Genomic DNA, 19,585 nt, shown 5'->3' with positions numbered 1-19,585 from the left:
CACTCAGTCGGTGCTGCAGGGCGCTGCGCCCGCGGTGCCGGGAGTGTTCGGCGCCCAGTGCGGGTAGCTGCGGTGGTCGTTGGCAGGGACCCAGCGGCCGGCGTCGACGACGTAGTCCCAGCCCAGGCCCTCGGTCTTGAGTGCCTTGATGCCGGCGATCAGGCGGGTGGCGTCCTCGAGCCGGGAACCCAGGCCGAAGCTGGCGCGCAGGGAACCGGAGGGGAGACCGAGCCTCTTGAGCAGGGGGTGGGCGCAGAAACGTCCGTCCCGCAGGCCGATGCCGTGTTCGGCGGAGAGGTACGCGGCGACCAGGCCGGCGTCGTAGCCCTCAAGGGAGAAGTTCACAACGCCGATGGTGTCGGCGGGGTCTGTGTCGCTGAAGATCTGGTGGACGGTAACGCCTTCGATTTCCTTCAGCCCCGCAACCAGGTGGGTGCGGATCGCGGATTCGTGGGCGTGCCATTCGTCCTGGTCCAGTTCCGCGATGACCTGGGTGGCCCTGGCCAGGGTGGCCGCGCCGAGTACGTTCGGGGAGCCGCCTTCGTGGCGGGCCGGTCCGGTGGCCCAGATGACCGAGTCGAGGCGCGCTTCGCGGACGGCGCCGCCGCCGGCGAGGTGCGGGGTGCCGGCGTCGAGCCAGTCGGGGCGTCCCGCCAGGACGCCGGCGCCGAACGGTGCGTAGAGTTTGTGCCCCGAGAAGACCAGGTAGTCGATGTCCGCCGCGGCGATGTCGACCCGGCGGTGCGGGGCGAGCTGGGCGGCGTCGACGACGATGCGTGCGCCGTACTCGTGGGCCAGCGCGGCGAGTTCCTTGACGGGCAGGATCTCACCGGTGACGTTGGAGGCTCCGGTCACGGCGAGCAGGCTGACGCCGCCCTGCGCGAGGGCTTCGCGGACGTTGGCCAGGGTTTCCGCCAAGGTCGATGCCGCCACAATGCTGCGGTGCGGGACATGCTGCCAGGGGAGCAGGTTGGCGTGGTGCTCGATGTCCAGATACAGGACCTCGCCGCTATGCCTTCCGTCCACAAGAGGCAGGCAGCCGGCAAGCAGGTTCAGCGAATCCGTGGTGTTGCGGGTGAAGATCACGCTGTCGTCCGCGCGGCCGCCCACGAAATCGCGCACGATGTTGCGCGCGTTTTCGTAGACCGAGGTGCTGATCTGCGAGGCGTAGCCGGCGCCGCGGTGGACGCTCGCGTAGAAGGGCAGGACCTCGTTCAGGTAGGCGGACACGACAGTCAGTGCCGGGGCGGATGCACCATAATCCAGGTTCGCGTAGCGTACGTGGCCGCCCTGGATGAGCGGTGCCTGCAGTTCGGCGCCGGTGACGGCGGCCAGCGGGCGGGCAGCCGGCGACAGCGGGGAATCGTTGTGACGGAGTTCAGGCGAAGTGAAAGTGGCAGTGCTCATGGGAGTCCTCATTCAAGGGAACCCTGCATGCAGGGGATCCGCGCTTGCCGCATCCGTTCCGGACCGGCCGGGTCGTCACCCGGGGCACCCCGCCGCGATGGAGGGTTGCCGGCCAGCAAACCGGGGTTTCACGCTGGCACTCGTGACCTGTCTTTGAGACTAAGACACCATACGCGAGGTGCCAAAGCCAGCCGGTTTTGTTAAGCCGATTGTTACGGAAAAGCGGTTTCGGGGCGGTTTGCCGAACAAAAATCGGCAGGCGTCCCGCGACGGGGATGCCTGCCGATGAATCTTCGCCGAAACTCCTGTGGAGGGATCAGAGGAGGTCGTCGATGGAAGGGTTGAGTTTCTTCAGGACCTCGGAATGCAGGATCGAGTTGCTTGCCACGGCGTTCCCGCCGAACGGACCGTCCTTGCCATCCAAGGAGGTGAAGCGGCCGCCGGCTTCCGTCACGATCGGCACCAGCGCCGCCATGTCGTAGAGCTCGAGCTCAGGTTCGGCGGCGATGTCCACCGCACCTTCGGCCACGAGGCAGTAGGACCAGAAATCGCCGTACGCCCGGCTGCGCCAGACGGCGTCTTCCAGGTCCAAGAAGGAATCCAGTGAGCCCTGTTTTTTCCATTCCGAGATTTCCGAGTAGGACAGCGAGGCGTCCGACAGCCGCGAGACATTGCTGACCTTGAGCCGGGTGGCCGAGGCCAGGGAGCGGCCGGTGTAGGCGCCTCCGCCCTTGACCGCCCACCAGCGCCGGCCCAGCGCGGGGGCGCTGACGACGCCGACAACCACCTCGTCGCCGTCGACCAGGGCAATGAGGGTGGCCCAGACGGGAACGCCGCGGACAAAGTTCTTGGTTCCGTCGATCGGATCGATGATCCAGCGCCGGGCGCCGTGCCCGGTGCTGCCGAATTCCTCGCCCAGCACGGCGTCCCGGGGACGCGAGCGGGACAGTTGGCCGCGGATGGCTTCCTCGGCAGCGCGGTCGGCGTCGGTCACGGGGGTGAGGTCGGGCTTGGACTCAACCTGCAGGTCCAGGGCCTTGAATCGCTCCATGGTCAGGGCATCGACGGAATCCGCAAGCACGTGGGCAAGGCGGAGGTCGTCGTTGTAGTTCGGATCGGCTTGGGTCATGGTTCCAAGCTACCGGTAAAACACAGCCCGCCCGGGGAACCGTGGAGCATGGCTCGTCAGATGACGGTGCCCAGCTCCTTGGATTCCTTGGCCTCCTGGCGCGGATCCGCGCCCAGGAGGCGGCGCAGCGAGGCCAGGCGGGCCGGGCCCGCTTCCCCGGCGGAACCCGAGGCGACCCAGTCGTCGAGACCGCAGCGGACCGCGTTGGCGTCGTGCTTGCAGCCGCGTTCACAGGACTCGGTGCCCGGCTCAAGGTCCGGGAAGGCGTGCATGATCCGGTCCGGATCCACCAATGCCAGCCCGAAGGAACGGATGCCTGGGGTGTCGATGATCCAGCTCCCGGCGGGAGCTTCGTGCAGCCTCAGGGCCAGGGCCGAGGAGGAGGTGTGGCGTCCGCGGCCGGTGACGGCGTTCACGCCACCGGTGGCGCGTTCGGCGCCGGTGAGGGCGTTGACCATGGTGGACTTCCCGACGCCGGAGTGCCCCAGCAATACCGTTACTTTGCCGTCGAGGTATTCGCGCAGCTGGCCGACGGCGCTGCCGTCGAGCCTCGCGGAAAGGCCGTCGTCGCTCCGGGCGTCGATGCCGGAAGCCTCAGCATCGGCGGTACGGCTGATGATCACCGGAAAATCGAGGCTCAGGTAGTTGGCCAACAGTTCCGCAGGATCCTTGACGTCCGCCTTGGTGATGAGCAGCAGCGGCTCGATTCCGGCGTCGTAGGCTGCCACCAGGGCGCGGTCGATGAACCCGGTGCGCGGCTCCGGGTTGGCCGCCGCCACCACGATCACCAATTGGTCGGCGTTGGCCACCACCACCCGTTCCACCGGATCGGTGTCGTCGGCGCTGCGCCGCAGCACTGTCTTGCGCTCCTCGACGCGGACCAGGCGGGCCAGCGTGTCGGGTGCGCCGGACACGTCTCCTACAAGTCCGACGAAGTCGCCGGGAACCACTGGGTTGCGCCGCAGTTCGCGGGCGCGGGCGGCGATGACAATGCGTTCCTCGGGCGTGTCCTCGGCGACCACGGCGGTGTAGCGCCCGCGGTCCACCGTGATGATCCGGCCGAGCACGGCGTCGTCGTGGCTCGGCCGGTCTTTGGTACGCGGGCGGGAACCCTTCTTGTTGGGCCGGATCCGGACGTCGGACTCATCCCAAGACTGTGCGGAGCGTCCCATCGTCAGTGACCGGGCTCCGTGGCTCCGGGCGCGGCACTGTCCTGTTCAAGCATGGCCGCCCAGATCTGCGGGAACTCCGGCATGGTTTTGGAGGTGGTGGCGATGTCCTCCACGAGCACGCCTTCGACGGCGAGGCCCAGGATGGCCCCGGCGGTCGCCATGCGGTGGTCCGCGTAGCTGTGCACGACGCCGCCGTGCAGCTTGGCGGGCCGGATCACCAAGCCGTCGTTGGTCTCCTCGGCGTCGCCGCCGAGCCTGTTGATTTCGGCGACCAGCGCCGCCAGGCGGTCCGTTTCGTGACCGCGCAGGTGGCCGATGCCCGTGAGCCTGGACGGGCCGGTGGCCAGGGCGCAGAGGGCCGCCACCGTCGGGGCGAGTTCGCTGGTCTCGTCGAAGTCCGCGCCCTTGATTTCCTGCCCGCCGGTCACGGTGAGCGTGCCGTTGTCGAGGCTGACGGTGGCGCCCATGGTCTGCAGGATCTCCCGCCAGAGATCGCCCACCTGGGTGGTGTTGGACGGCCAGTTGGGAATCCGGACGGTGCCCTTGGTGGCGAGGGCGGCGGCCAGGAAAGGCCCGGCATTGGAGAGGTCCTGTTCGATCCGCTCGTCGAAGGCCCGGATGGCGCCGGGGGACACCACCCAGTGATTGGGGACGGTGTCGTCGACCACGACGCCCACGCCGCGCAGTACGGCGATCGTCATGTTGATGTGGTCCAGGCTGGGCACCGGTTTGCCGACGTGCTCCAGGTGCAGGCCCTCGGTGAAGCGGGCGCCGACCAGCAGCAGCGCGGAGACGAACTGGGAGGATGCGCTGGCGTCGATCACCAGGTGGCCGCCGCGTACCGAACCGTTGCCGTCCACCGTGAAAGGAAGCGAGGACGCAGGCCCGCCATCCGGGCCGGAAATCCCGACGCCGAGCGCGGCCAGCGCCTCGATGATCGTGTTCATGGGTCGCTTGCGGGCGTGCGGGTCGCCGTCGAACGCCGAGGAGCCGTTGCGAAGGGCCGCGAGCGGAGGCACGAAACGCATCACGGTGCCGGCGAGCCCGCAATCGATGGCGCAATCGGAGGCCGGCGCCGCCGGATCGATCGGTTCGATCAGCAGGTCAGGTCCGTAGCTGCCGTCGCCCGGCACCTCCGTCACGGTGGCGCCCAGTTGCCGGAGCGCCTCGATCATCAGGGCAGAATCCCGGGAGTGGAGGGGAGCGCGGAGCCTGGACGGTCCGTCGGCCAAGGCCGCGAGGACCAGATAGCGGTTGGTGAGGGACTTGGAACCCGGAACCGTGACCGTGGCGTCAACGGGCCGGTGCGCGAAAGGGGCGTCCCAGAGGGGTGCGGAGGTTGTGGTGGCTTCCGTGGTGCCGGTCATGCGTTCTTTATGCTCCAACTGCGTTGTCTACTGCCTTGCGGACGGCGCGGTCCGCCTTCTTCAACTGCTTGCCGCCGGCCTTGCGGGCGTCCATGGCCAGGTGCTCGGCACGCCAGGCAAGGCTCGGCTTGCCGGCGGTGTCGACGGCAGCGAGCAGCGCGCCCCCGGTGAGCGAGATGTTCTTCAACAGCTGCGCGCGGCGCTCAAGGCGGCCTTCCTTGGTGCTGATGTCCGCCGAGCGCCACTCGACGAAGGCGTTCAGCCCCGAAATGACCGCCAGCAGGCCGGCAGAGAAGCGGGGCAGCTTGCCAAGAGCGAGCAGCGCGCCCGCACCAAGTTGGGTGCCGCCGATAAGCCGGGCGATGAGTTTTTCATCGGCCGGGAATGGCAGGGAATCCGAGGCCCGGCGCAGCAGCGGGGAGAGTTGCTTGGCAGTGTCGTCCGCGTTCTTGAGCTTGTCGATCCCGGAAACTACGAAGCTTGAGGCCAGCATCGGGCGGGCGGGAAAACGGATGAGGGACATGTTTTGCCTCCTGGATGGCTTGCCGCAACGGTCAAGGGTGCAGTCGCCTCCTAGTCTTGCACCTTTGCGGAATATTTGCCCGGGAGGGGCGGTTGTGAGAAGAAGGCGCGGCTGCGCGCGGGGAGGCCTGCGCGCAGAACGAGTGCGAAGCCAGTATCAAGTGGAAGGAGCCGCTTTCTTGAGCTTGGTGAAAGACCGTCAGGAAGTGCCGGCACCGGTGCGGGAGCCGGAGAAGGGTGCGCGCCGGGTGACAGTAGACTTGAACGCAATGAGCACCTTGGACCCGGCCGCAGCGGCCATGTACGAAGCAGCGGAGCAGCCTCAACCAGGCTCGCCGGCCGCAGCTGAAGAGTCCGGCGCCGGCGTCGTCATCGATGTCGCAAGCGAAACGCCCGAACAGCGGCGGGCCCGCTTCGAACGGGACGCCATGCAGTACGTCGACCAGCTCTACTCGGCTGCGATGCGCATGGCGCGGAACCCTTCGGACGCGGAGGACCTGGTGCAGGAGGCCTACACCAAGGCGTTTTCGGCGTTCCATCAGTACAACCCCGGAACAAACCTCAAGGCCTGGTTGTACCGGATCCTGACGAACACCTACATCAACCTGTACCGGAAGCGGCAGCGCGAGCCACTCCAGTCGAACTCGGACTCGATTGAGGACTGGCAGCTTGCCAGGGCAGAATCGCACACTTCGACCGGCTTGCGTTCGGCCGAGGCGGAAGCCTTGGACCATCTTCCCGACTCCGACGTAAAGCGTGCGCTGCAGGCCATCCCGGAGGAATTCCGGCTCGCGGTGTATTTCGCGGACGTCGAAGGCTTCGCCTACAAAGAAATTTCGGACATCATGAACACCCCCATCGGAACGGTCATGTCCCGGCTGCACCGTGGCAGGAAAATGCTGCGGGAACTGCTGGCAGACTACGCCGCCGAACGGGGAATCAGGGGCGCCGCGGACACCCCGGCCGGGAACGGCGCCGCAAGCAATACACAGGAGAAACGGAAATGAGCTGCCAAGGACTGGGCGACTGCGACGATGCGCGGATGCAGCGTATCTATGAATACCTTGACGGTGCGCTGACCCGGGAGGACATTGCCGAGATCAAGCAGCACCTGCAGGAGTGCCCCGAGTGCACCGAGGAATACGACCTGGAATGCGTCATCCGCACGGTCGTCAAGCGTTCCTGCACCGAGTTCGCCCCGGAGAACCTCAAGAGTTCCATCCTGGACCGCATCCATTCGATGAACTCGGCGGAGGTCTAGGCGCCGGCCGAAGGCTCCAACGGAAGGGCCCCGGAAACCATCAGGTTTCCGGGGCCCTTCCATGTTTGCTCCAACAACTCAGGTGTTGGGACGCTTGCCGTGGTTTGCGCCGCCGCGCTTACGGTCACGACGCTTGCGTGCACGCTTGCTCATAGCCGGCCTCCTTCGTTTCTTGTACTCAACAAAGCTGCCCTCCAGTCTCCCACACGCGGGGGCCGGGCGGCGAACCGGCGGACGCGCTCCGCGTCGGGGCCGGATCAGGGCCGCATGGAGTTCCTGATGGCAATGCGCGCCTGGTCCAGCACAGTGCGGACCGTCTCCAGGGCGACGGGCGTCAGCTGGGCGGCGCCTGCATGCTTGCGCAGTTCCACCCGCATGTCGTCCCGGAAAGACTGCACCATGAGCTCTGCTTCCTTCAGGAGCCGCACGCTTTCCGGTGAATGCCGCCCCGTTCCCTGACCGGTTCCGGCCGGTACAGCCGCCGCCCGGGCCGACTCGGCACTGGCTGCCAGGTCTGCCCGCAGTCCGCGCATATTGCTGCGGATGTCCTCCCGGAGTTCGTCCGCCAGTCGCCGTACCGAGGCCGAAATGCCCGCCTCGACCTCGGCCAGTTCGGCGCGCCGGCTGTCTAGTTCGGCCAGCCCGGCCCTGGTGATCGAGTAGTTGGTGCGGCGCCCGTCATTCTCGGTGGCCACCAGACCTTCTTCCTCCAGCTTGCCCAGCCGGGGGTAGACCGTGCCAGCGCTGGGGGAGTATGTGCCGCCGAAGCGTTCGCCGAGCGCTTTGATGATTTCGTAGCCGTGCTTCGGGCCGGACTCCAGCAGGGCCAGCAAGTAGAGCCGGAGGGCTCCGTGGGCGAAGACCGGCGGCATCAGAACCCGCCCCCGCCGGGCACCTGCCCGCCGGCCGCCGGAGAACCGGTGGCCGCGGCGCTGCCGTGGATGACATAGGTCTTCCCGGACACCGAGTTGCACCGCACCAGGGTGATCCGGTCCCTGGGGCCCACGGTCGCCTGCACATTGTTGCCCGGATGGTCATGGAGCTGTCCGTCAATCACGACGGCGCCGCTGGCGGACTTTGCAGCGACATCCGCGCCGATGTCCCGGGGTAGCCTGACCGTCACGTCTCCGGACACCGAATGGGCGGCAAGGTCGTGAGTGTGGCCGTGCAGGTCGAAGCTGAGGTCCCCGCTGACGGTTGTGGCCCGGACGTTGCTGAAATCGCCGGACGCGGTCACTTCGCCGGAGACGCTCTTGGCGGTCATCACCCCGTGGTGGCCGCGTGCGATGACTTCCCCGCTGACGGTGTTCACATGCAGTTCGCCGCTGGTGTCATCCGAGAGCACGGAGCCCGACACCGTGTTGAGCCTGGTGGTCCCCGAGGTTCCGGAGACCATGCCGTCGCCGCTGACAGTGCCGGCCTCGACGGTGATGCCGGCCGGGACGGCGATGCCGATCACCACGGTATTGCTGCTGGTGTTGTTGACGGTCCCCATGAGGTTGCGGAACCAACCTTGGGCCCCGTGGAGCTGGTGGCGGACCTCCAGGCGGCCGTCGACGACGGTGACGCTCAGCGGATCGCCCGCTATCTCGGATACTTCGATGCGGGCCGTGGCCTCGTCATGCGTGACGATGTCAAAACGGCCCTTGACGATGCCCAGCCTGAGCGAGCGGACGCCGTCGACGTCGATGGTCTGCGGGCCGGTGACGGTCCAGTTCTGTTCTGACACGACCCCTCCAGAAATTGCGATATATCGCGTTGATGAAGTCACGATATATCGCAAATCGGGCGATGGCAATGGTTTCCCTCGAGGGCTGCCGGTCCTATTCGGGCTGAGCGATCCTCAGCCACTGGAACCAGCCGCGGTGCAGCACCAGCCACGCCATCAGGCCGTAGCCGGCCTGGCCGGGGGTGCCGCCGTTCGAGGCGAGGTCGGTCCGCCATTGTTCGTGGTTGAGCAGGGGCGAGAAGGTGTCGACGTAGTGGTGGTTGCGGCGGGTGGTTACATCCGAAAATGCGGCGTTGAGTTCGGCGAGCCGGCGGTTGCGTGCCGGATCCAGGCCTGGGGGAGGACCGACCACGAAGACCTCGACGTTGTTCTGGGTGGCGCCGTCCAGGATGTTCGCGAGGTTGAGCCGGCTGCGGGCCGTGGACAGGCCGAATTCGATGTCCCGGGCGGACAGTCCGATCACCAGGCGGTTTTCGTGGGCGTCGCTGAAGCGGCGGCCGGCTTCGTCGAGCCAGCGTCCGGCAAGGCCCTCGGTGCCTTCCATCGGGCAGGGAAGCGAATAGCTCTCCACGGCGACGGCGTCATGGGGCGTCCGCGCGAGCACCCGGCCCAGCCAGCCCAGGGCACGGGGATCGCCGAGTCCTGCGAGCAGTTCATCTCCAACAGCCGCGATGCGCAGCTTCCTGTCTTCCACTGTTACCTCTTCACCAACGTTGCGGTCCGTGCCGGTGCCTGGCAGCCGTAGCCACCTGGCATGTCTACCCATTTAAACAGAAGTGCCCGGCAGGAGGCTTGTTACGAAGCTCCGGCCGGGCACCCTTGTTGTTTACTTGCGTTCGAAGGCCTGCTTCAGCAGCGTGCTCTGCTCCGCTGCGTGGCGCTTCATGGAACCGGCAGCCGTGGAGGCCGAGGCCGGGCGGGACACCAGGCGGACCTTGCGGTCCAAGGCCTGCGGCAGGTTCAGTCCGATGAACGGCCACGGGCCCTGGTTGGCGGGCTCGTCCTGGGCCCAGACAACCTCGGCGTTCGGGTACTTCGCCAGCTCGGCCTCGATCTCCGCCTGCGGCAGCGGGTACAGCTGCTCCACCCGGATGATCGCCGTCGAGGTGTCACCGGACTTCTGGCGGCTGGACAGCAGGTCGTAGTAGAGGCGGCCGGACACCAGCAGTACGCGGTCGACGTTCTGCAGCGCCTCGTGCTCGCCGATGACCGGCTTGAAGCCGCCCGAGGTGAAGTCCTCGACGGCGGATGCCGCGGCCTTCAGGCGAAGCAGCTGCTTCGGCGTGAAGATGATGAGCGGCTTCCGGGGCCGGCTGTAGGCCTGGCGGCGCAGCAGGTGGAAGTGCGAGGCGGCGGTGGTCGGGTTGGCGACCACCATGTTGTCCTCGGCGCACAGCTGGAGGAAGCGCTCGATGCGGGCGGAGGAATGGTCCGGTCCCTGGCCTTCGTAGCCGTGCGGCAGCATGAGCACGAGCGAGGAACGCTGGCCCCACTTCTGTTCGGCTGAGGAGATGAACTCGTCGATGATGGTCTGGGCGCCGTTGACGAAGTCGCCGAACTGGGCCTCCCAGAGCACGAGGGCATCCGGACGTTCTACGGAGTAGCCGTATTCGAAGCCCATGGCGGCGTATTCCGACAGCAGGGAGTCGTAGATCCACAGCTTGGCCTGGTTGTCGCTGAGCTTGCCGAGCGGCATCCATTCGTTGCCGTTGAGGCGGTCATGGAAGACCGCATGGCGCTGCACGAAGGTGCCGCGGCGCGAGTCCTGGCCGGCCAGGCGGACCGGGACGCCTTCCATGATGAGCGAACCGAAGGCCGCGATTTCGCCGAAGCCCCAGTCGATGCCGCCTTCGCGGGACATCTGCTCGCGCTTCTCGAGGAGCTGCTTGAGCTTGGAGTGGACTGTGAAATCCTCCGGGATTTCAAGGTGGGCACGGCCGATGTGCTGGAGCACCTCGGGGGAGATGGCAGTCGACGCCGGGGCGTTCGTTCCGGAGTCGGCCTGCTGTGCGATCGGGCGCTCGATGCCCGAAACAGCGGCGGAGTCGGCGGTGACGATCGGGATGGGCGAGGTCTGGGCGGCGTGGGTCTCCGCGAAGACACGTTCCAGGCGCTCCTGGTAGTCGCGGAGCAGCTGCTCTGCTTCTTCCTCGGTGATGTCGCCACGGCCGATCAGGGACTCGGTGTACAGCTTGCGGACCGAGCGCTTTGCCTCGATCAGGTTGTACATCAGCGGCTGCGTCATCGAGGGATCGTCGCCTTCGTTGTGGCCACGGCGGCGGTAGCACACCATGTCCACGATGACGTCCTTGTGGAAGCGCTGGCGGAATTCGTAAGCCAGCTGCGCCACACGCACCACGGCTTCGGGGTCGTCGCCATTCACGTGGAACACCGGTGCCTGGATCATCTTCGCGACGTCCGTGGAGTAGGTGGAGGAACGCGAGGAGGACGGTGCGGTGGTGAAGCCCACCTGGTTGTTCACGATGATGTGGATGGTGCCGCCGGTGCGGTAACCCCGCAGCTGGGACAGGTTCAGGGTTTCGGCAACCACGCCCTGGCCGGCAAACGCGGCGTCGCCGTGCACCATGATCGGCAGGACCGGGAAGGTCTCGCCCTGGTCCAGACGGTCCTGCTTGGCACGCACGATGCCTTCCAGGACCGAGTCCACGGCCTCCAGGTGCGAGGGGTTGGCGGCCAGGTAGACCTTGGTCTCCTTGCCGTTGTCCGAGGTGAACGTGCCTTCGGTGCCGAGGTGGTACTTGACGTCGCCCGAACCCTGCACGGAGCGCGGGTCCTGGGTTCCTTCGAACTCACGGAACACCTGGGCATAGGTCTTGCCCGCGATGTTCGTCAGTACGTTGAGGCGGCCGCGGTGGGCCATACCGATCGCAACCTCGTCAAGGCCGTCGTCGGCGGCGTCCGAAATGATGGTGTCCAGCAGCGGGATCAGGGATTCGCCGCCTTCAAGCGAGAAGCGCTTCTGGCCGACGAACTTGGTCTGCAGGAAGGTTTCGAACGCCTCGGCCGCGTTGAGCTTGGAGACGATGCGCAGCTGCTCTTCGCGGCTGGGCTTGGAGTATGGGTGCTCCAGCTGGTCCTGGAACCACTGGCGTTCCTTGGGCTCCTGGATGTGCATGTACTCGATGCCGGTGGTGCGGCAGTACGCATCGCGCAGCACGCCAAGGATATCGCGGAACTTCAGCATCGGCTTGCCGCCGAAGCCGCCGGTGGGCCATTCGCGGTCGAGGTCCCAGAGGGTCAGGCCGTAGGTCAGGACGTCGAGGTCCGGGTGCTTGCGCTGGACGTACTCGAGCGGGTTGGTGTCGGCCATGAGGTGGCCGCGGACCCGGTAGGAGTGGATCAGCTGCTGGATGCGGGCAACCTTGTTGATCTCGTCGGCGGGGTCGACCTGGAGGTCGGGGCTCCAACGGACGGGCTCGTACGGGATGCGCAGTGCTTCGAAGATTTCGTCGTAGAAGTTCTGCGCGCCCAGCAGCAGCTGGTGGACCAGCTTGAGGAATTCGCCGCTGCCCGCGCCCTGGATGACGCGGTGGTCATAGGTGGAGGTCAGCGTGAGGATCTTGCTGATGGCGTTCTGGGCGATGATCTTCTCGCTGGCGCCCTGCCATTCGGCCGGGTAGTCGAGGGCGCCGACGCCGATGATCGCCGCCTGGCCCTTGGAAAGGCGCGGGACGGAGTGCACGGTGCCGATGCCGCCCGGGTTCGTCAGGGAGACGGTGGTGCCGGCGTGGTCGTCAGCGGTGAGCTTGCCGTTACGGGCACGCTTGATGAGGTCCTCGTAGGTGTGCCAGAACTCGGCGAAGTTCATGGTCTCCGCCTTCTTGATGTTCGGGACCATCAGGAGGCGGGTGCCGTCGGGCTTGGGCATGTCGATGGCGATGCCGAAGTTGACGTGCGCGGGCTGGACGGCCACGGGCTTGCCGTCCACCTCGTCGTAGTAGACGTTCATGGACGGGAACTGGGAGAGCGCCCGGACCACGGCGTAACCGATGATGTGGGTGAAGGAGACCTTGCCGCCGCGGGCGCGGGCGAGGTTGGAGTTGATGACAACGCGGTTGTCGATCAGCAGTTTGGCCGGAACGGCGCGGACACTCGTGGCCGTGGGCACTTCCAGGCTCGTCACCATGTTGGCGGCGATGGCCTTTGCCGGGCCGCGGAGGACGGAGACGACGTCTTCCTCGGGCGGGGTGGGTGCCTTCGTGCTCTTGGGCAGCTGCGCCGGGATGGGCTGGGCCTGCCCGGCGCCGGGCTTCTGCGCGCCGTCTTTGGCGACAGTGGCCGGGGCCTTCTTTGCCGGCGCTGCGGGGGCGGCCGGTGCGGCGGCGGTAGCAGGGGCTGCGGCCGGGGCCGTAGCAGGGGCTGCTGCCGGAGCCGGTGCGGCGGGGGAAGCTGCAGGCGCCGGTGCGGGCGCCGTTGCCGTGGGCGCCGGGGCCTGTGCTACGACAGGAAGTACTCGAGTTGCGGGGTTTGCGGGGACGGCGGAGGTTCCGTTGGAAGAAGTGCCGTCAGCGGCAGTGAAGGATTCGAAGAGGGGCCACCACTTGGCGTCGACCGAATTCTTGTCCTGCTGGTACCGCTCGTACAGTTCGTCAACGAGCCACTCGTTTCCGCCAAATTCCTCTGGTAGACGGTGGCTTGGCTGCTCTGGCACTTGAAATACGCCTCTTCCATGAGTGTTGATGTCCAGCTGACCCGGTGGAATTGCCTGAAAAAACGACTCGGGCCAGGGTCCGGTCCCTCGGGCTCAGACCCTTGCCAGTCTAGTGACGGACGGCGCCTCTCTGCCAATAGTGGTGACCTAAATCATGTCTGTGCTACGAACTGGGCCAGGGGCTCAGGCGCGCGGCAGGGCCGGGTCGGCGATTTTGACCGCTGCGCCGTTGCGGGCGGGCTGTAGACTGGAGCCCTTATGGACAGTAATTCCAGGTGCCGGCCTGGACGCTGCGGGGGAAGCCGAACGGCTGTCCTTCCCCGGGCGTTCCACAGCGCCGGCAATACCCGTACACATGCCCATCACGCGCCCTCTGCCGCCTCCGGCGGAGCCTCGCCCCACTCCTCGGCCACGGCTGACCAGCCTCCGCCGGCCCCTTCTTCCCGCCCTCTCCGACGAAGCGACGGTGGGGCCTGAATGGAATGGCTCCTGCTCCTTGCCGGCCTCCTTCTGATCCTTGGCACAGGCTTCTTCGTCGCCGTCGAGTTTTCCCTGGTGGCTCTTGACCAGACATCCGTCCAGCGTGCGGTAGCCGACGGCGACCACGCGGCGCGGCCCTTGCTCAAGTGCCTGAAGTCCTTGTCCACGCAGCTTTCCAGCTGCCAGTTGGGTATCACCCTGACCACACTGCTGACGGGTTTCGTCATGGAGCCATCAGTCGGCGAGCTGCTGCACGGTCCGTTGCTGCTGATCGGCGCGCCGGAGGCCGCTGCGCGCTCGGTCTCCCTGTTCATCGCCATGGTGTTCGCCACTTTGCTGTCGATGCTGATCGGCGAACTTGTACCGAAGAACCTCGCGATCGCCAAAGCTTTCCCGGTCGGCAGGGCGCTGGCCCGCCCGCAATTGATCTTCACCACCGTCTTCAAGCCCGCCATCTTGTTGCTCAACGGATTTTCGAACCGGGTCCTGCACCTTTTCGGCCTGGAAGCCAAGGAAGAGATATCCGGTGCCCGCTCGCCTGCCGAGCTGGCATCGCTCGTGCGGCGATCGGCGGAGCTTGGAACTCTCGACGCCGGCACGGCCAACTTCGTGGCGCGCACCCTGAGCTTTGCGCAGCGGACCGCGGCCGACGTCATGACACCCCGCATCCGGATGGAGACCATCGCTGCCGGGCAGCCTGTCACCGACATCATCGATGCTGCCCGCCGGACCGGTTACTCCAGGTTTCCCGTCATCGGAGAGTCCGCGGACGACATCCGGGGCCTTGTGCATGTCAAGAAAGCCGTGGCCGTTCCGCGGGAGCGCCGCGACGGCCTCGAGGCCGGAGCGATCATGGCCGAGGTGCTCCGGGTCCCGGAGACCATCCATCTTGATGCCCTGCTTTCCGAACTCCGCGAAGGCAACCTCCAGTTGGCTGTCGTGTTGGACGAATACGGCGGCACCGCCGGGATCGCCACCCTCGAGGACCTGGTGGAGGAAATCGTGGGCGAGGTGGCCGATGAGCACGACCGGGTGCGTCCCGGCCTGCTGCAAAGTGCCTCCGGCGACTGGTATTTCCCTGGGCTGCTGCGGCCGGACGAGGTTTCCGAACAGATTCCCGGGCTGACGGTGCCCGACGATCCCGCATACGAGACGGTGGGCGGCTACGTCATGAGCCGGCTGGGCAGGATCGCCGTGACGGGGGACGTCGTCGAGGCCGGTGGCGGAACCTTGTCGGTCACCCGGATGGACGGCCGCAGGATCGACCGGATTTGCTTCCGGCCCACACCGGCGGACGACCCGGGCGGGGCGGCCGCCGGGCACGGCGGCAGGAACGCGAAGGGGGCGACGGCATGAGCGACTGGACCGGAATCCTCTGGCTTGTGTTCCTGCTGATCGGCAACGCCTTCTTCGTGGGGGCCGAGTTCGCCATCATGTCCGCGCGCCGGAGCCAGATCGAACCGCTCGCGGAGGCAGGATCCAAGCGTGCCAGGACCACCCTGCACGCCATGGAGAATGTTTCGCTCATGCTGGCGTGCGCCCAGTTGGGCATTACGGTGTGCTCGCTGCTGATCCTGCAGGTGGCCGAGCCTGCGATCCACCATCTGCTTGCCGCCCCGCTGGAAGTGCTCGGCACGCCGCACGAACTGGCCGATGCCGCGGCGTTCACTGCAGCCCTGCTTGCGGTGACCTTCCTGCACGTGACATTCGGCGAGATGGTTCCGAAGAACATCTCGGTCTCCGTGGCGAACAAGGCAGCGCTGCTCCTGGCGCCGCCGCTGGTCCACATCGCCCGCGTCGTGAAGCCGGTGATCTGGACCCTCAACTGGAGCGCGAACCACATCCTGCGCCTGATGCGCATCGAGCCGAAGGACGAGGTCACGTCCTCCTTCACCCTGGAGGAAGTGCAGTCCATTGTGCAGGAATCCACCCGGCACGGGCTGGTGGCTGACGATTCCGGCCTGCTCAGCGGTGCCCTGGAGTTCTCGGCGCACACCGCCGCGCACATCATGGTGCCAGTCGGGAAGCTGGTGACGCTCAGGCCGGGCACGACCCCGCGGGAGCTGGAGAAGGCAGTCAGCCGCACCGGCTTCTCGCGCTTCCCGTTGTTGGACGACGACGGCGGGCTGGCCGGATACCTGCACATCAAGGATGTGCTGTCGATTCCCGAGGAGGGGCAGGGGCATCCGATCTCGGAAGGCAGGATCCGCTCCTTGGTCAACCTTTCGCCCGACGACGAAATCGAGGACGCACTGGCGGTCATGCAGCGGACGGGTTCGCACCTTGCCCGTGTGGTGGACCCGGCCGGAGCGACCCTCGGCGTGCTCTTCCTGGAGGACGTGATCGAGCAACTCGTAGGCGAAATCAGGGACGCGACCCAGGCCACCGGCATCCGGCGGCTGGGCGGCGCGGGCAGCGCCTGATCCGCCCGTCCAAGGCGCACAGGTCTAGCCCTAAATAGGAATCATTCCTATTTAGGGCTAGACTCGTGCAAGCAACAATCGTCTTCGATTCTCATCTGAGTAGATCTGAGGTTTCCGTGCGCCGCCCAGTCGCCCGTCTCTCCCTTGCTGTCTCGGCCGGATTGGCCATCATGCTGTCCGCATGCTCGGCACCTGCCGCAATATCGCCGTCGTCCTCCGCCGCAGACGGGGCCATCCGGGTGGTGACCTCCACGAACGTCTACGGCGATATCGTCAAGAGCATCGGCGCGGACTTGGTCTCCGTGGACTCCATCATCAGCAAGACCAGCCAGGACCCGCACTCCTATGAGGCGAATGCCCAGGACAAGCTGGCCGTGTCCAAGGCGGAGCTCCTGGTGGAAAACGGGGGAGGCTATGACGGCTTCCTGCACAAGCTCGCGGACGACACGGGCTTCGACCACGCGAACATCGTCACCGCCGTCGAGGCCGCCGGACTGGCCCCGCATGAAGACGAGGCTTCGCACTCCGCCGGCGACCACGACCATGGCCACGATCATGGTGCGTTCAATGAGCACGTCTGGTACAGCCCCGCCGCCATGGCGAAGGTGGCCGATGCCGTCGCCGCAAGGCTCGGCGCGCTGAAGCCGGCCTCCGCGGCGGAGTTCACCTCCAACGCAGGCAAGTTCAAATCCACCCTGGCCGGCATCACGGGGAAGCTTGACGCGATCAAGGCAAAGCACGCCAACACCCCGGTGGCCATCACCGAACCGGTGCCGGTCTACCTGCTCGAAGCCGCGGGGCTGGTCAACAAGACTCCCGAGGCGTACAGCGCCGCCATCGAAGAGGACACCGACGTTTCCCCTGCGGTACTCAAGGAAACCAAGGATCTCTTCACCGCCGGCAACGTGAAGCTGCTCGCGTACAACGAACAGACGGAAGGCCCGCAGACCGAAGCCGTCAAGGATGCCGCGACCTCGGCCGGCGTTCCGGTGGTGGACTTCACCGAGACGGTCCCGGAAGGCAAAAGCTATCTGGAATGGATGGAAGGCAACGCCGACGCGATCGCCGGCGCCCTCAAGTAGCCCCCGGCCCGTGCCTGCGGATCCGCCTCCACCGGGTGGGTCTGCAGGTCCCTTCAACAAGTAGACTGGCGTTCGTTGGTCGACGTATGGAACGCACGGACAGAGGAAATTTTTGACACCGCTAGTGAGCCTTCGCGGAGCCAGCCTGAAGTTCGGCAAGAGGGTGCTCTGGGAGGGCCTGGACCTCGAGATCAATCCGGGCGAATTCTTTGCCGTCCTCGGGCCCAACGGCAGCGGCAAGACCAGCTTCCTCAAGGTGCTGCTGGGCCTGCAGGAACTGCATTCAGGCACAGTCGAACTGGGTGGAAACCCCGTGGAACGGGGCAGCAGGCGGATTGGCTACATCCCGCAGCAGAAGTCCTTCTCACCGGATACCCCGCTCCGTGCCCGCGATCTCGTGGGCCTCGGCATCGACGGGCACCGCTGGGGGCTGAGGCTGTCCGGGCAAGCAGTCAACCGCAGAATCGACGAGCTCCTGGAACTCGTAGGCGCCAGCGACTACGCGAAAGTGCCGCTGGGGCAGCTTTCCGGCGGCGAGCAGCAGCGCTTGCGCGTGGCCCAGGCGCTCGCCTCCGAGCCGCAGGTGCTGCTGTGCGATGAGCCGTTGCTGTCCCTCGATCTGCACCACCAGCTGGCCGTCAGCGCCCTGATCAACCAGCAGTGCCACGAACGGAACAGCGCGGTGGTGTTCGTGACCCATGAGATCAACCCCGTCATCGACTACGTTGACCGTGTCCTTTACCTCGCGGGCGGCCAGTTCCGGGTGGGCACGCCGGACGAGGTCATGACCACCGAGGTGCTCTCGGAACTCTACGACAGCCACGTCGAGGTGATCCGAGCGAACGGGCGGATCGTCGTCGTCGGCCTGCCGGACGCCACCACGCACTTCCACGACGACGCGCACTCAGGCTTGGCGGAGGGCCACTGATGGATTTCGGAACGATCCTGCAGACCATCTTCAACTTCGAGAACTACGGGGAACTGCTCCAGCTGGTGCAGAACTCCATCTGGGCCGGCGCCGTGCTGGGCCTGCTGGGCGGCATGGTGGGGACCTTCGTCATGAAGCGGGATCTGGCCTTCGCCGTCCACGGAATCTCCGAACTGTCCTTCGCGGGGGCGGCGTTCGCGCTGCTGATCGGCGCGGACATCGTCCTTGGATCCTTGATCGGCTCAGTCGCCGCGGCCCTGCTCCTGGGTTTGATGGGCGTGCGGGCCCGCGACAAGAACTCGATCATCGGCGTCATCATGCCCTTCGGCCTGGGCCTGGGCATCCTGTTCCTGGCACTCTACGAAGGCCGGGCCGCGAACAAGTTCGGCCTCCTGACCGGGCAGATCGTCTCGGTCGACACCGTCCAGCTGCAGGCCCTGGCGGGGACCGCCGTCGTCGTGATGTTGGTGCTGTCGCTGATCTGGCGGCCGCTCAGCTTCGCGAGCGTGGACCCGGACATGGCCGAAGCCCGTGGCGTGCCGGTGCGCGGACTGGCGATCGGCTTCATGGTGCTGCTGGGGGTCAGCGTCGCGTTGTCCATCCAGATTGTCGGCGCGCTCCTGGTCCTCGCGCTGCTGATCACCCCGGCGGCTGCGGCCCTGCGGGTAAGCACCTCGCCGAAGGTGGTCCTGCTGCTAAGCGTCGCCTTCGCCATGACCGCGACCGTGGGCGGAATCCTGCTGGCCCTCGGCAGCCGGATCCCGATCAGCCCGTACGTCACCACGCTGTCGTTCCTGATCTACGTGGTCTGCCGGGTCATCGGGGGAGTGCGGGCCAGGGGCGGCCATAACGGCCGGATCACCCGGACGGCCGGGGCGGACGCGCAGGCAAAGGTCGGCGCCGGCGCCTGAACGGCCCGGCGCCTGAACGGCCTTACAGCTCGCCCGCGGCCTTCTTGGCCGTGCACTCCGGGCAGAGGCCGAAGATTTCCACCGTGTGTGCCACTTCGGTGTAGCCGTGTTCCGTGGCGGTTCGTGCGGCCCAGGTCTCGACCGCGGGAGCCTCCACTTCGACCGCCTTGCCGCAGTTACGGCACAGCAGGTGATGGTGGTGCCCGGTGACCGCGCAGCGGCGGTAGACGGCTTCGCCGTCGGCGTTGCGCAGGACGTCGACCAGGCCTTCGTCGGCGAGCGACTGCAGGATGCGGTAGGCGGTGGCGAGGGAAACCGAGATGCCTTGGTTCTGGAGCAGCCGGTACAGCTCCTGGGTGCTGACGAAATCGTCGAGCTCATCAAGGGCCGCGCTCACGGCGATGCGTTGCTTGGTGACCCTTTGCTCCCGCCCTGGCTTGGCGTCGGACGCTGTGTTGCCGGGAGCTTGGGTGGCGGCTTTGGGGCCGGGAGGCATGCGTGG

General features: G+C 66.6%; 18 protein-coding genes and 1 riboswitch. Of the genes, 7 read left to right on the top strand and 11 right to left on the bottom strand.

Features of this window, described 5'->3' with window-relative positions; all coding sequences use genetic code 11:
• Positions 1-3: 3 nt before the first annotated feature.
• The 5 genes from ACZ9CK_RS11390 to ACZ9CK_RS11370 all read right to left on the bottom strand — a co-directional run bounded on the left by ACZ9CK_RS11390 (position 4) and on the right by ACZ9CK_RS11370 (position 5,598).
• Positions 4-1,407, bottom strand: a complete 1,404-nt coding sequence (locus ACZ9CK_RS11390; protein WP_476049998.1) for an aminotransferase class V-fold PLP-dependent enzyme — start codon at positions 1,405-1,407, stop codon at positions 4-6.
• Positions 1,408-1,442: 35 nt separating this feature from the next.
• A riboswitch (SAM riboswitch) is annotated at positions 1,443-1,555 on the bottom strand.
• 168 nt (positions 1,556-1,723) lie between these two features.
• Complete coding sequence (hisN, locus tag ACZ9CK_RS11385; RefSeq protein ID WP_426298527.1) at positions 1,724-2,536, bottom strand: histidinol-phosphatase; 813 nt, start codon at positions 2,534-2,536, stop codon at positions 1,724-1,726.
• Positions 2,537-2,592: 56 nt separating this feature from the next.
• A complete protein-coding gene (gene rsgA, locus ACZ9CK_RS11380) occupies positions 2,593-3,708 on the bottom strand; it encodes a ribosome small subunit-dependent GTPase A (protein ID WP_426298525.1) in 1,116 nt (371 codons plus the stop codon).
• A gap of 2 nt (positions 3,709-3,710) precedes the next feature.
• Positions 3,711-5,075, bottom strand: coding sequence for a 3-phosphoshikimate 1-carboxyvinyltransferase (gene aroA, locus ACZ9CK_RS11375; RefSeq protein WP_476049997.1), 1,365 nt, complete (start codon positions 5,073-5,075; stop codon positions 3,711-3,713).
• A 7-nt stretch (positions 5,076-5,082) separates the two neighbouring features.
• Positions 5,083-5,598: a DoxX family protein gene (locus ACZ9CK_RS11370; protein ID WP_426298521.1), complete on the bottom strand. Its 516-nt coding sequence runs from the start codon at positions 5,596-5,598 to the stop codon at positions 5,083-5,085.
• A gap of 268 nt (positions 5,599-5,866) precedes the next feature.
• On the opposite strand from ACZ9CK_RS11370, the gene ACZ9CK_RS11365 reads away from it, so the two are divergent.
• Both ACZ9CK_RS11365 and rsrA read left to right on the top strand, forming a co-directional pair.
• A complete protein-coding gene (locus tag ACZ9CK_RS11365) occupies positions 5,867-6,604 on the top strand; it encodes a sigma-70 family RNA polymerase sigma factor (protein WP_426298519.1) in 738 nt (245 codons plus the stop codon).
• The gene (gene rsrA, locus ACZ9CK_RS11360; protein WP_426298517.1) at positions 6,601-6,858 is read left to right on the top strand and encodes a mycothiol system anti-sigma-R factor; all 258 of its coding nucleotides are present in this window, start codon (positions 6,601-6,603) and stop codon (positions 6,856-6,858) included. The genes ACZ9CK_RS11365 and rsrA overlap by 4 nt, the downstream gene beginning before the upstream one ends.
• 78 nt (positions 6,859-6,936) lie before the next feature.
• Here rsrA and ACZ9CK_RS11355 read toward each other — a convergent pair whose 3' ends face one another.
• From ACZ9CK_RS11355 to ACZ9CK_RS11335, 5 genes are all read right to left on the bottom strand, one after another.
• Entirely contained in the window at positions 6,937-7,011 is a 75-nt protein-coding gene (locus ACZ9CK_RS11355) for a 50S ribosomal protein bL37 (protein WP_369299106.1), read from the bottom strand.
• Positions 7,012-7,115: 104 nt separating this feature from the next.
• Entirely contained in the window at positions 7,116-7,730 is a 615-nt protein-coding gene (locus ACZ9CK_RS11350) for a PadR family transcriptional regulator (protein WP_426298515.1), read from the bottom strand.
• The gene (locus tag ACZ9CK_RS11345; RefSeq protein WP_426298513.1) at positions 7,730-8,587 is read right to left on the bottom strand and encodes a DUF4097 family beta strand repeat-containing protein; all 858 of its coding nucleotides are present in this window, start codon (positions 8,585-8,587) and stop codon (positions 7,730-7,732) included. Before ACZ9CK_RS11345 ends, ACZ9CK_RS11350 begins: the two co-directional genes overlap by 1 nt.
• Positions 8,588-8,681: 94 nt before the next feature.
• Positions 8,682-9,281 carry a GDSL-type esterase/lipase family protein gene (locus ACZ9CK_RS11340; RefSeq protein WP_426298511.1) on the bottom strand — a complete coding sequence of 200 codons (600 nt, stop codon included), beginning with the start codon at positions 9,279-9,281 and terminating at the stop codon, positions 8,682-8,684.
• Between the two features lie 132 nt (positions 9,282-9,413).
• Entirely contained in the window at positions 9,414-13,259 is a 3,846-nt protein-coding gene (locus ACZ9CK_RS11335) for a multifunctional oxoglutarate decarboxylase/oxoglutarate dehydrogenase thiamine pyrophosphate-binding subunit/dihydrolipoyllysine-residue succinyltransferase subunit (protein WP_476049996.1), read from the bottom strand.
• Between the two features lie 477 nt (positions 13,260-13,736).
• Here ACZ9CK_RS11335 and ACZ9CK_RS11330 point away from each other — a divergent pair, with 477 nt between their 5' ends.
• From ACZ9CK_RS11330 to ACZ9CK_RS11310, 5 genes are all read left to right on the top strand, one after another.
• A complete protein-coding gene (locus ACZ9CK_RS11330; protein WP_476049995.1) occupies positions 13,737-15,095 on the top strand; it encodes a hemolysin family protein in 1,359 nt (452 codons plus the stop codon).
• Positions 15,092-16,162: a hemolysin family protein gene (locus tag ACZ9CK_RS11325; RefSeq protein ID WP_426298505.1), complete on the top strand. Its 1,071-nt coding sequence runs from the start codon at positions 15,092-15,094 to the stop codon at positions 16,160-16,162. Before ACZ9CK_RS11330 ends, ACZ9CK_RS11325 begins: the two co-directional genes overlap by 4 nt.
• A gap of 116 nt (positions 16,163-16,278) precedes the next feature.
• Complete coding sequence (locus ACZ9CK_RS11320; protein ID WP_426298503.1) at positions 16,279-17,244, top strand: metal ABC transporter solute-binding protein, Zn/Mn family; 966 nt, start codon at positions 16,279-16,281, stop codon at positions 17,242-17,244.
• 124 nt (positions 17,245-17,368) lie between these two features.
• Positions 17,369-18,172, top strand: a complete 804-nt coding sequence (locus ACZ9CK_RS11315) for a metal ABC transporter ATP-binding protein (RefSeq protein ID WP_426298501.1) — start codon at positions 17,369-17,371, stop codon at positions 18,170-18,172.
• On the top strand, positions 18,172-19,083 hold the full coding sequence (locus ACZ9CK_RS11310; protein ID WP_476049994.1) for a metal ABC transporter permease: 912 nt from the start codon (positions 18,172-18,174) through the stop codon (positions 19,081-19,083). Before ACZ9CK_RS11315 ends, ACZ9CK_RS11310 begins: the two co-directional genes overlap by 1 nt.
• Positions 19,084-19,105: 22 nt before the next feature.
• Here ACZ9CK_RS11310 and ACZ9CK_RS11305 read toward each other — a convergent pair whose 3' ends face one another.
• A complete protein-coding gene (locus ACZ9CK_RS11305) occupies positions 19,106-19,579 on the bottom strand; it encodes a Fur family transcriptional regulator (RefSeq protein WP_426298497.1) in 474 nt (157 codons plus the stop codon).
• Positions 19,580-19,585: the final 6 nt, after the last annotated feature.

The organism is Arthrobacter sp. TE26545, from assembly GCF_056279005.1.
This window is presented reverse-complemented; position numbering and strand designations above follow the sequence as displayed.

Excerpts from the sequence above, each read along its gene's own strand:
- ACZ9CK_RS11330 (WP_476049995.1), top strand. The coding sequence starts at position 13,737 with ATGGAATGGCTCCTGCTCCTTGCCGGCCTCCTTCTGATCCTTGGCACA.
- rsgA (WP_426298525.1), bottom strand. The coding sequence starts at position 3,708 with ATGGGACGCTCCGCACAGTCTTGGGATGAGTCCGACGTCCGGATCCGG.
- ACZ9CK_RS11390 (WP_476049998.1), bottom strand. The coding sequence starts at position 1,407 with ATGAGCACTGCCACTTTCACTTCGCCTGAACTCCGTCACAACGATTCC.
- ACZ9CK_RS11305 (WP_426298497.1), bottom strand. The coding sequence starts at position 19,579 with ATGCCTCCCGGCCCCAAAGCCGCCACCCAAGCTCCCGGCAACACAGCG.
- aroA (WP_476049997.1), bottom strand. The coding sequence starts at position 5,075 with ATGACCGGCACCACGGAAGCCACCACAACCTCCGCACCCCTCTGGGAC.
- ACZ9CK_RS11350 (WP_426298515.1), bottom strand. The coding sequence starts at position 7,730 with ATGCCGCCGGTCTTCGCCCACGGAGCCCTCCGGCTCTACTTGCTGGCC.
- rsrA (WP_426298517.1), top strand. The coding sequence starts at position 6,601 with ATGAGCTGCCAAGGACTGGGCGACTGCGACGATGCGCGGATGCAGCGT.
- ACZ9CK_RS11310 (WP_476049994.1), top strand. The coding sequence starts at position 18,172 with ATGGATTTCGGAACGATCCTGCAGACCATCTTCAACTTCGAGAACTAC.
- ACZ9CK_RS11365 (WP_426298519.1), top strand. The coding sequence starts at position 5,867 with ATGAGCACCTTGGACCCGGCCGCAGCGGCCATGTACGAAGCAGCGGAG.
- hisN (WP_426298527.1), bottom strand. The coding sequence starts at position 2,536 with ATGACCCAAGCCGATCCGAACTACAACGACGACCTCCGCCTTGCCCAC.
- ACZ9CK_RS11370 (WP_426298521.1), bottom strand. The coding sequence starts at position 5,598 with ATGTCCCTCATCCGTTTTCCCGCCCGCCCGATGCTGGCCTCAAGCTTC.
- ACZ9CK_RS11325 (WP_426298505.1), top strand. The coding sequence starts at position 15,092 with ATGAGCGACTGGACCGGAATCCTCTGGCTTGTGTTCCTGCTGATCGGC.